The 9,480-nt window shown below is 63.1% G+C and carries 8 protein-coding genes and 3 rRNA genes; 7 read left to right on the top strand and 4 right to left on the bottom strand.

Going from position 1 to position 9,480, the window contains the following annotated elements; all coding sequences use genetic code 11:
- Together LE190_RS21205 and rrf are read left to right on the top strand one after the other, a co-directional pair.
- A 23S ribosomal RNA gene (locus tag LE190_RS21205) occupies nt 1–105 on the top strand; the annotation flags it as partial.
- 134 nt (nt 106–239) lie between these two features.
- Nucleotides 240–352 (top strand): 5S ribosomal RNA (rrf, locus tag LE190_RS21200).
- A 67-nt stretch (nt 353–419) separates the two neighbouring features.
- Here the strand turns inward: rrf and LE190_RS21195 are convergent.
- Entirely contained in the window at nt 420–1,820 is a 1,401-nt protein-coding gene (locus tag LE190_RS21195; protein ID WP_225240575.1) for a right-handed parallel beta-helix repeat-containing protein, read from the bottom strand.
- A gap of 301 nt (nt 1,821–2,121) precedes the next feature.
- Here LE190_RS21195 and LE190_RS21190 point away from each other — a divergent pair, with 301 nt between their 5' ends.
- Nucleotides 2,122–3,024, top strand: coding sequence for a phosphatidate cytidylyltransferase (locus tag LE190_RS21190; protein WP_225240574.1), 903 nt, complete (start codon nt 2,122–2,124; stop codon nt 3,022–3,024).
- Nucleotides 3,025–3,032: 8 nt separating this feature from the next.
- A complete protein-coding gene (locus LE190_RS21185; protein WP_225240573.1) occupies nt 3,033–4,820 on the top strand; it encodes a bifunctional alpha/beta hydrolase/class I SAM-dependent methyltransferase in 1,788 nt (595 codons plus the stop codon).
- Here the strand turns inward: LE190_RS21185 and LE190_RS21180 are convergent.
- Both LE190_RS21180 and LE190_RS21175 read right to left on the bottom strand, forming a co-directional pair.
- Nucleotides 4,771–5,388 (bottom strand): CDP-alcohol phosphatidyltransferase family protein, encoded by a 618-nt coding sequence (locus LE190_RS21180; RefSeq protein ID WP_225240572.1) that lies wholly within the window; start codon nt 5,386–5,388, stop codon nt 4,771–4,773. The genes LE190_RS21185 and LE190_RS21180 overlap by 50 nt on opposite strands.
- Nucleotides 5,364–6,554 carry a phosphatase PAP2 family protein gene (locus tag LE190_RS21175; protein ID WP_225240571.1) on the bottom strand — a complete coding sequence of 397 codons (1,191 nt, stop codon included), beginning with the start codon at nt 6,552–6,554 and terminating at the stop codon, nt 5,364–5,366. Before LE190_RS21175 ends, LE190_RS21180 begins: the two co-directional genes overlap by 25 nt.
- 63 nt (nt 6,555–6,617) lie before the next feature.
- Between LE190_RS21175 and LE190_RS21170 the strand changes: the two genes are divergently transcribed.
- Both LE190_RS21170 and LE190_RS21165 read left to right on the top strand, forming a co-directional pair.
- The gene (locus LE190_RS21170; protein ID WP_225240570.1) at nt 6,618–7,679 is read left to right on the top strand and encodes a hypothetical protein; all 1,062 of its coding nucleotides are present in this window, start codon (nt 6,618–6,620) and stop codon (nt 7,677–7,679) included.
- Nucleotides 7,676–8,410 carry an SDR family NAD(P)-dependent oxidoreductase gene (locus LE190_RS21165; protein WP_225240569.1) on the top strand — a complete coding sequence of 245 codons (735 nt, stop codon included), beginning with the start codon at nt 7,676–7,678 and terminating at the stop codon, nt 8,408–8,410. Before LE190_RS21170 ends, LE190_RS21165 begins: the two co-directional genes overlap by 4 nt.
- Here LE190_RS21165 and LE190_RS21160 read toward each other — a convergent pair whose 3' ends face one another.
- Entirely contained in the window at nt 8,411–8,821 is a 411-nt protein-coding gene (locus tag LE190_RS21160) for a DUF2061 domain-containing protein (protein ID WP_225240568.1), read from the bottom strand. It abuts the gene before it with no gap.
- 549 nt (nt 8,822–9,370) lie between these two features.
- Here LE190_RS21160 and LE190_RS21155 point away from each other — a divergent pair.
- Nucleotides 9,371–9,480, top strand: a 16S ribosomal RNA gene (locus tag LE190_RS21155); the annotation flags it as partial.

Below are 9,480 nucleotides of genomic sequence, written 5' to 3'. Positions count from 1 at the left end.
AGCTCCTTGAAGGGTCGTTCGAGACCAGGACGTTGATAGGCTGGGTGTGGAAGTGCAGTAATGCATTAAGCTAACCAGTACTAATTGCCCGTACGGCTTGTCCCTATAACCTTGGTAGGCTATAGACAAGTCAAGAATACAGCTGCAGTTTGTTGATACTGCTACCCAAGAATAAAAAGAACGATACTTCTTCCCGGATTGCGAGCAACGCTGCAAGGCGAAGCTCGGACAAGTCAAAGCCTGATGACCATAGCAAGTCGGTCCCACCCCTTCCCATCCCGAACAGGACCGTGAAACGACTTTGCGCCGATGATAGTGCTGCAACCAGTGTGAAAGTAGGTTATCGTCAGGCTAGTTATATGAAAAACCCCGCAGAGTGATCTCTGCGGGGTTTTTTTCGTTCGGCTTCCCAATACAGCTCAATAACTCTCATGGGCGCCAAGATCAACGCCTCCTCCGCGCGGACGTTTGATGCCGACGATGTCCTGTAGCGGCGCATGAGCGCGCATCCCCCTGTCGATGGCCGGGGACGTGCTCTTCAAACCATAATTGCCCGCAGCTGAATCTGGTGCATAGCGCACGAATTGCGGATCCGCCATGATCGTCCCACTTGCCTTGCCCACTTTCATCACGAGATTGACGCCATTGCCATAGATGAGATTATTGGTCACGGTGTTGGTCTCGCCAATACAATTCTGACCCCGGTAGCAGTACTGGGTAATCCCGAAGCGCGGGTTCTGTACGACGATATTGTTGGAAACGTGCGTGTTGTTCACCACGATTTTGCCTGGCTTGTCACCCGCTCCGATTACGATGCCACCTCCCATGCGTTTCGAACCATTCTGGAAGGTGGTGTTATTCGAGATCACCACATCGGTCGCCGCATGCCACAGGTGAATCCCGAAGGATGACGCGCGATAGACTACGTTGTTCTGAATCCTCCCACGTTTGTTCGAGTGGTAAATTCCCTGCACGCCATTGCAGGAACCGGGTGTCCCGATATCGTGGACCAGGTTCCCGATGATGTCGGCATCGGAGCCAGCATAGTCCGCATTGACGATACCGGCGCCTCCAGCGGAGGTACAGCCTCCGGACACTTTGATGTCGTGCACATGGTTGCCCGAAATGGTGGTCTGCGAGCCGAGGTTTGCGATCCCGATGCGTCCTGTCCCACTGATATCGAAGCCGACGATATCGACGTAGTTGCCGCGGTTTGTCCATGCCGCTCCAGTGCCGCTGCCGATAATCTTCGCCGCCCCGGGTGTACTGGATACGAAACTGACGCGCCCTGCGGCGTTCGTCCTGGGGCGGGTAAGCACGTTTTCCCGATATGTCCCTGGCGCGACGTAAATGGTGGTCGAGGGCTTGGCCGCGCGCGAGGCTTTGGTGATGCTCATGAACGGCAGATCCTTCGTCCCCGGATTCCTATCGGACCCATCGCTTGCCACATAGAGTTGGTATTGCGTGTCTGCGAGCGCATCGTAGGCAGCTTGCGCGGCTTTTTCAATCGCCATATCGCCCTGTGCGGGTACGCTCTGTTCAGGGGCGCCGACGGACGGAGGCGGTGCAGGCAAGGAGCTGGCAGCGATCTCTGCCGCATACGCACCCCCATCATCCTTCACTGATATTCCCTCATGGGCAGTGGACAGTTGCTCTGGCTCGTCCGCGCTTGCTGCACCCGTAACGATCACTGCGTCCACGGCGGAATCGTCCTCTATGGCCGCCGCTTGCGCAGATGCCTTGGCATCGTCCGCACCGCCGTCACCGCCACCGCATGCATGCAGGGCAAGGACAGCAGCGCAGCACAGCAAAGACTGCACGCTTCGTTTCGATCTGGAGCTAACTGGCTTTCTCATCCGATGATTCTTTCAATAACATTAAATGGAATCACTATGACCACCTCCATTGCTGAAGTTGCATACCAATGACGAATGCTTGAGTCTGATTAAAAGCGTACTCGTCCGTGAGTGGCGACGCGCGAAATATGCTCCTGCCTTGATTTTGCGCAAAAATCACACCCCGCCACACACGCGGCCCGTGGCTACACTTAACGAGTTGCAAGTAACGAAGTGCAACGACAAAGTGCAACGACAAAGTGCAATCCACTCAGTGCAGGCAAACATGGCCGCGATATTTCCGTTTTTTGATACCGGTGTTCGGATCGCGATGGCCAGCCTGGTCTTGTACGGACTGCTCGCGACAAGCTCCCTTTCCGTCACCATCAGGGCGAGCGCATCGGCCCCGGGCATGTTGCGCCACCAGGTCAATGCGTGGTGGCGGATTTTCCCGGCCATCAGTCTGGCCCTGCTGACCTATCCCTTCGGCCCCCCTGTGCTGGCCTGTGCTGTTTTCCTGCTGGCTTGCCGCGAACTTGGCCAGCACTATCGTGGCAAGCTTGCCTTTTTCCGGCTCGGCGCCGCCATGCTTGCCACCTTTGTCCTCCTGCTCGGCTGGCGGCAGCCCGCCCTGGCGCAGATCCTGATCTCCGGCGCAATCGCCCTGCAGGCCCTGCGCTGCCGCTTGCATTTTTCGCCATGCAGGGTCGTCTGGCTGCTGCTGCTCGCCACCACAGGCGCGATGTACGTGCTCACCCTGTTTTCCGCATTGCCTTTCGGGCCGCGCGCGAACCTTGGATGGCTCTTCTATCTGTTTACTCTCACCGCCCTGAACGACATTGGCCAGTTCGGCGCCGGAAAGCTGCTCGGCCGACGTCGGATCGCACCTGCCATCAGCCGCAACAAAACCTGGGAAGGCCTGGCGGGCGGCCTGGTGATCTCGCAGTTCGTGAGCTGGGCACTTGGCACCTACTTGTCGCTGGCGGATGCAGGCACGCTCGCCCTGTACGCGGCCTTGCTGTCACTGGCAGGCTTCCTGGGCGACCTCATGTTTTCGGCGGTCAAGCGCGCTCTCGCGATCAAGGATTTCTCGGCATTGATTCCCGGCCATGGCGGGATTCTCGACCGCGTCGACAGCCTGGTGTTGACCGCGCCCCTGCTGTACTGCCTACTTCGCGGCATCGCATAAGGACAAGCATGAAGCTCGAGCACCCACGAACCTGGAGCACCATCGAGTCGGGATTCGACAGCGCCGATGGCACCCGCCTGTTTTACCGCGCGTGGCAGCCGGCAGCTCCACCGGTCGATCGTCCGCCACGGGCACTGATCTTCCTGCACCGTGGCCACGAGCATTCGGGACGGATCGGCGGATTGGTCGAGCGCTTCGGTCTGCACCAGGACTGGGCATTTGCCTATGATGCACGCGGCCATGGCTACTCTCCCGGCCGGCGTGGTGATGCGCCCGACGTCGCCACCCTCGTCGCCGACCTCGATGCCTTCGTGCGCCACGTGGAGGCGCGTCATGCGATCTCACGCGCGGACATGATCGTGGTCGCCAACAGCGTCGGTGCGGTGGTCGCTGCGACCTGGGTGCACGACTACGCGCCGCGGATACGCGGCCTGGTCATGGCGGCGGCCGCCTTCCACATCAAGCTCTATGTACCGCTGGCCAGGCCCGCGTTGCGCTGCGCACTGCGCTTCAGGCGCACGCTGTTCGTGAGCAGTTATATCCGCCCCGGCATGCTCACCCATTGCGCCGACGAGGCTCGCGCGTACGCCGCGGATCCCCTGATCGCAAAAAGCATCTCGGCCAGGCTGCTGCTCGAACTGGCCGATACGGCACAGCGCATTGTTGCCGATGCCGCCGCCATCGATCTGCCGGTGCTGATGCTGGCCGCCGACAAGGACTACGTCGTCAGCGAGGCGCCGCAGCGGCATTTCTTTACGCGCCTGGCCTCGCCACTGAAGCGCTACCTCAGGCTGGAAAACTGCTATCACGCCGTGTTCTATGAACGTGACGCCACGACCGCGGTGCAGGCGAGCGTCGATTTCATCGAAGCCTGCTTCGGGGCGCCGTTACCGGAGCCGGCGTCTTACGCCGCTGCCGATCGGGACGGAGCGGCGGCACGCGCCTATGCTGCGCTCGGGCGCGGCGGCGGTATTCCAGCGCGCCTGTACTTCGGCATCCAGCGGCGCATGCTGCGCGTGTTCGGCCCGCTCAGCGAGGGCATGCGGATCGGCCTGGCGCATGGCTTCGATTCGGGCGAGTCGCTCGACTATGTGTATCGCGACCAGGCCGCGGGCCGCCTGGGAATCGGCAAACTGATCGACCGCGCCTATCTCGACGCGGTCGGATGGCGCGGCGTGCGCGTGCGCCGCACGCAGCTGCAGCGCATGCTGGCCCAACGCATCGCCGTTCATCCGCCCCAGGAAACGCTGCGCATCCTTGACATCGCAGCGGGATCGGCGCGCTACCTGCTGGAGACCGTCAAGCGCTTCCAGGACCACCGCATCGAGCTGACCCTGCGCGACTACCTGGGCCATAACGTCGACAATGCGCGGCGCCTGGCGGCCGACTTGCAGCTGCGGGTTCCGATCGCCTTTGCTGTGTGCGACGCGTTCAGCGAAGCCAGCTACCAGGGGCAGGAAAACCTCTACGACATCGCGGTCGTCTCCGGGCTCTATGAACTGTTCAGCGATAACGGGCAGGTGAGCGCGTCCTTGCGGGCTGTCGTGCGCTGCCTGAAGCCAGGCGGATACCTGATCTATACGGCGCAGCCATGGCATCCGCAGCTGGAAACGATTGCCCGCACGCTGACCAACCACCGTGGCCGACCCTGGACCATGCGCCCGCGCCCCCAGGCCGAGATGGATGCCCTGGTGGACCTGGCCGGTGCGCACAAGCTCGAGACAGTGATCGGCGTGGACGGGATCTTTACGGTGTCCTTGGCGCGCAAGGGCGGAGCGCCCGCCGTAGACGGTTGAAGATGGTCAGCAGCGAGAGGAGCAGCACCAGCAGCAGCAAGCCGTTGAACCAGGCTGGCGCAGCGCCCGCGGCGAGCAGCAGGGCGGCCAGCCCGAACGCGACGGCGCGGTCGCTCTTGCCCATCGGTCCATCGTAGGCGCGGGCTGCGCCGGTCGCCTGGGCCAGCACGCCGGCGAATTCCGCCAGCAGCGCTGCCACCACGACGATCACGACCAGCGGCGCCGAAGCGCCGGCGGCCAGCGCGAAAGGCAGGTACAGGGCAGCATCGGAGACCTGGTCGCACAGTTCATTCAGCAGCGCGCCCAGCGCGGTTTGCCGGCCGGTGGTGGTGGCCAGCATGCCGTCGAGTGCGTTGAGCGCCATGCGCAACAGCAGGACCAGTGGTAGCGCGTACCAGAGGGCCATACTGGCAGGCGCGATGGCGAGTGCCGCGCCGTAGACCAGCGACAGCGCCATCGCACCGAGCGTGAGCTGGTTGGGCGTCACACCCATGCGCCCGAGTGCGGCCAGCGCAGGGCGCAGGAGCTGCTGGAAGCGCGGTTTCAGCTGGTAGATCGAATAGGACATCGGCGGCGTTTTCTCATGTAAAGGCGGGCGATCAGATGGCAGCGGCTGTAGCCCATGGCGCAATGAAGGTAGACCGGCACACCATTCTCATGCAGGCGGGCGAGCGCCGCCAGCACCTGGCGCAACTGCCCTGGCCGCGGCGCTTGCAAGTCCAGCAGCGGAAAGTGGCTGTAGCCGTGGCGCCGCAGTGCCGGCGCTTCCGCCAGCTCGCCGGACAGGTCGATGACATGGCATCCCTGTGGCAGGCCCGTGGCCTCGGCGTCGCTGAGGCGCCGTCCGGTCCACAGGCCGGGCGCCTGCCGGACGAAGGGCGGCCGCCGCCGGTCGCGCAGGCGCACCAGCATCCAGGTCAGCCAGTACCCGGCGAGATAGGGCCAGAACAGCAGCCAGGCGCGCAGCGGGTGGCGCCCGCCACGCTTGCGCAGGAAGCCAGCGCACTTTTCGTGGTAGGCAGCCGCGATCAGCAACAGCGAGACCGCCGCATACGCCGCGATCCAGCTGCGCAGTGCGCCGACACCAAGCAGCACCAGGAGCGCGGCCATGATCGCGTAATGGAAGGCGACCGTGTGGCGGCGCGTTGCGCCCGGACGGATCGCCAGCACCGTCGCGGCACCCCACAGCAAGCCGCCGGCGACATCGGGCAAGTGGTGCTGCCAGGTGAACAGCGTACTGGCAGCCACCAGCAACAGCCACGCCGCCAGCAGCGCGCGGACGACACCATGGCACAGCGGACGCAACGCGCACCAGATGATCACGCAATAGGCGACGTGCAGCGAAGGAAACTGGTTGAAGGGCTGGTCGACCAGCTCGAGCCAGCGGAACAGCGTTGCCGGGACGGCATCCGCCACCACGGGGCGCGCCAGCGAAAAGCGGGCGGGGAAGAAGACGAACACCAGGCAGGCGGTCACGGTGGCCAGCGTCAGGCGCCGGCTGGCAACCCGCAACTGCTCGGCGCTACGCACCAGGAAGAACACTAGGGTGAAAAGCAAGCCCGCGCTGGCGTAGGGCAGCCCCATCCAGGGGAGGAAGGGGATAGAAGCATCCAGGGCGATTGCGAGGCTGCGCTGCACCTGCCTTTGTTGCTGTTGTGCGAGCAGGTTCGCGATTGGATAGCACAGGCCGAAGACGAGCCAGTTCAGCAGCAGGTGCCGGATGCGCTCGCGCACCGGCAGCTGCGCTGGCGGCAGCCTTGATTGCCCTCCCTGTGTTCGCTCTCGCATGTGGACATTATGCAGACATTGAAAAATACTGAACAGTACCGGCGCTGCCTGGTCCTGGCTGGCGGCGGGTTTCGTTTCGGGTGCTACCTGGGCGTGCACGCGGCGGCGGTAGACTGTGGCCGCGCGCCGGACCTGCTGCTGGCCAGTTGCGGTGGTGCGATCGCCGCGGCGGTGATCGCCGGGCTGCCGGACGCGCAGGCGCGCCGCGACTGGCTGGCATCGCCGGAGATGTACGCTTACCTGCGCGGGATCGCCCCGGTGCCGGACATGTCTCTCGTGCGCGTGCTGGGTGGCGCGGCCCGGCGCTGGCTGGCGCGCGCAGCGGCGCCGCGTGCCGCCGACCTGTTCCGCGACCATCTGTTTGCGCTGCCGCCGAGCATGCCGTTGCCGTTGCCGCTGCCGGCTGCCGCTGCGGGATGCCCGCCCGCATTGGCTATTGTCGGCGGCCAGCTGCTGTATCGGGCGGACGCCGTGGGAAGCACGCGCGGCACGCGGCGGCTGTTTGCCCAGGTGCTCTTCTGCCCTGAACGCGCGGCGGCGCTGCTGGAAGGGATGCCGGCGCCGGCGGCCGATCCACGCTGGAGCGGCGGTGCCATCGCCAGCGACTTGCGGGTGGAATGCGCGATGCCGCTCGCCGATGCGGTGCGGGTGTCGATCGCCGATATGTTCTATTTCCCTGTTCACGCCTGGGCCGGCCGGGCTTACACCGGCGGGGTGATCGACCTGTTTCCCATCGAGCTGGCGCAGCGGCTCGCGCGCGAGGTGCTCATGGAGCGCAAGATGCCGTTCAACCGGTGGTTGGCCCTGCCGGCGCTGCGGACTGTATTCGGCATCGATGGCGCGGCGCGCCTGCGGCACGTGCATGCCCAGCGTGCCGATGCCTGGTTCGACACGCGCGACGCCGCCCATGCCTTGCGTGGGTCCGGCACCGGCAAGCGCATCTTCTGGCGCCGGCAGCGCATCGAGCTGGCCGTGCCGGACAAGCATGCAGCCTATGCCGCGCAGGTGCGCGCGCAATGGGAGTATGGCTACCGAAAGGGCATGCTCGCCTTCGGTGGGAGGGACGCATGAAAGTCATGGTCATTGGCGGCGCGAGCGGCATCGGGCGTGCGCTGGCCCTGCATTACCTCGCACAGGGCGCGCAGCTGGCCGTGTGCAGCCGCAGGCTTGCAGGGCCGGGCCACGACTGGCTTACCCTGCATCCGCAGGTGCGCAGCTATGGATTCGATATCGCCGACCGCGTGGCGCTGACGGCCGCTATCCGGCATTTCGGCATCGGCGGGCTTGACGTGCTGATCGTGACAGCGGGTCAATATGCCGACGCAGCCGCGTTGGCTGCGCAACCTGACGCGGGTATCGGCATCGTGCAGGCCAACGTCCTTGGTCTGGCCCAAGCCTTCGATACGGCTGCTACGCTGATGCGGGAGCAGGGCCATGGCCAGCTGGTCGCAGTAGCGTCGATCGCGGGACTGCTGGAGGAGTATCCAGGCGGCTCGCTGTACAGTACCAGCAAGCGTGCCGCGATCGGTATCTGCGACGCCTACCGTAAAGCCCTGCGGCCTTTCGGAATCGCTGTCACCACGATCGTGCCCGGCTATGTCGACACCGCACGCCTGCGCGAGCTGAATGGCGGCGACGCCGGCAGCAAACCTTTCCTGCAATCCGAAGCTGCCGCTGTCAGGCGCATGGTCGGAGCCATCGGGCGCCGGGATGCACATTGCATCTTTCCGTGGCAGCTGGAGCTGCTGGCGCGGCTGTTCAATCTCCTTCCAGCAAGCCTGAAGCGACTGCGCCGGAAGTGATCATGCCAGAGCAGCGGGAGAACTCATCGGTCGTGCAAGTCTGTCCCAGAAGCGATCGTGGACGGGCAGCAAAAGTACATTGCACAATGGCTCCAGCACGGCGGCCAGGCCGCCAAATGCGAGCGAGCCGGTCGCCGCATACATCACGCCGAAGGCGACCGCCATGTGCAGTAGTGCTTGGCTCAGCTTTTCCGCCGCGATGGCGATGGAGGGCCCGAAGCGGGACGACGTGCGGCGGCGCCACACGAACCAGGCACGCTCATGAAAGGGAAGCAGCAGCACATTCATCACGGGCTCGACAAGGATCGCCAATCCACCGACGAGCGGTGAGCCGGTCACGGCGTAGGTGATCGAAAATGCGATGATCAAGTGAGCTGCTACCTGGCTGGTTTTCTTTGCGATGGCGACCATGGTTGCATTCCTCTACTTTGCTAACTCTACAGAGAGGATGATAACGATTCGCATTAATAGCCAAAAGAAAATTAACTTGAACGTTACGATAGTCTCTGGCTATCGATATTTCGTCGTGGAGCCCGTTGCTGATCCAAGAAATCGAGCGACGCCCACTTGCCTCGCATATCTTCGTTTGCTATAGTCTCGTTTCTCCGACGCGAAAGCAGCTTTGAAAGCAGCGACAAGCGAAAGAGGCGAGGGGTTGACGAGTTAAGCGAAACACTGCATAATCTCACTTCTCTGCTGCTGACGAACACAACGCTTCGCAACCAGGCAGCAAGGTAGTACAGAATCCTCGGCGGAAGCCACAGTTCTTTAACAATCAACAGTCGATAAGTGTGGGCGTTTGATGAAGGTGCCGGCTGGGTTCGCTCGGCTGCATACTTAAATTATCAAATGTTCACAAAAGTATTAAGCGTTGTCCCAGCAATGGGATAACGGTCAGTATCTTGAGTGGGCGACCCGGCAGCAATGCCGGTGACTCGAAAGAGTCAACAAACAGAGATTGAACTGAAGAGTTTGATCCTGGCTCAGATTGAACGCTGGCGGCATGCTTTACACATGCAAGTCGAACGGCAGCACGGGCTTCGGCCTGGTGGCGAGTGGCGAACGGGTGA

The organism is Massilia hydrophila (assembly GCF_020208145.1).
Taxonomy (GTDB): Bacteria; Pseudomonadota; Gammaproteobacteria; order Burkholderiales; family Burkholderiaceae_D; genus Telluria; species Telluria hydrophila.
Note: the sequence above shows the minus strand (reverse complement) of the source record. Positions and strands in the feature narration are given on the sequence as shown.

What these genes read in the sequence shown, in the direction of transcription:
- LE190_RS21190 (WP_225240574.1), top strand. Translation starts at nt 2,122, where the DNA reads ATGGCCGCGATATTTCCGTTTTTTGATACCGGTGTTCGGATCGCGATG.
- LE190_RS21185 (WP_225240573.1), top strand. Translation starts at nt 3,033, where the DNA reads ATGAAGCTCGAGCACCCACGAACCTGGAGCACCATCGAGTCGGGATTC.
- LE190_RS21160 (WP_225240568.1), bottom strand. Translation starts at nt 8,821, where the DNA reads ATGGTCGCCATCGCAAAGAAAACCAGCCAGGTAGCAGCTCACTTGATC.
- LE190_RS21165 (WP_225240569.1), top strand. Translation starts at nt 7,676, where the DNA reads ATGAAAGTCATGGTCATTGGCGGCGCGAGCGGCATCGGGCGTGCGCTG.
- LE190_RS21180 (WP_225240572.1), bottom strand. Translation starts at nt 5,388, where the DNA reads ATGTCCTATTCGATCTACCAGCTGAAACCGCGCTTCCAGCAGCTCCTG.
- LE190_RS21170 (WP_225240570.1), top strand. Translation starts at nt 6,618, where the DNA reads ATGCAGACATTGAAAAATACTGAACAGTACCGGCGCTGCCTGGTCCTG.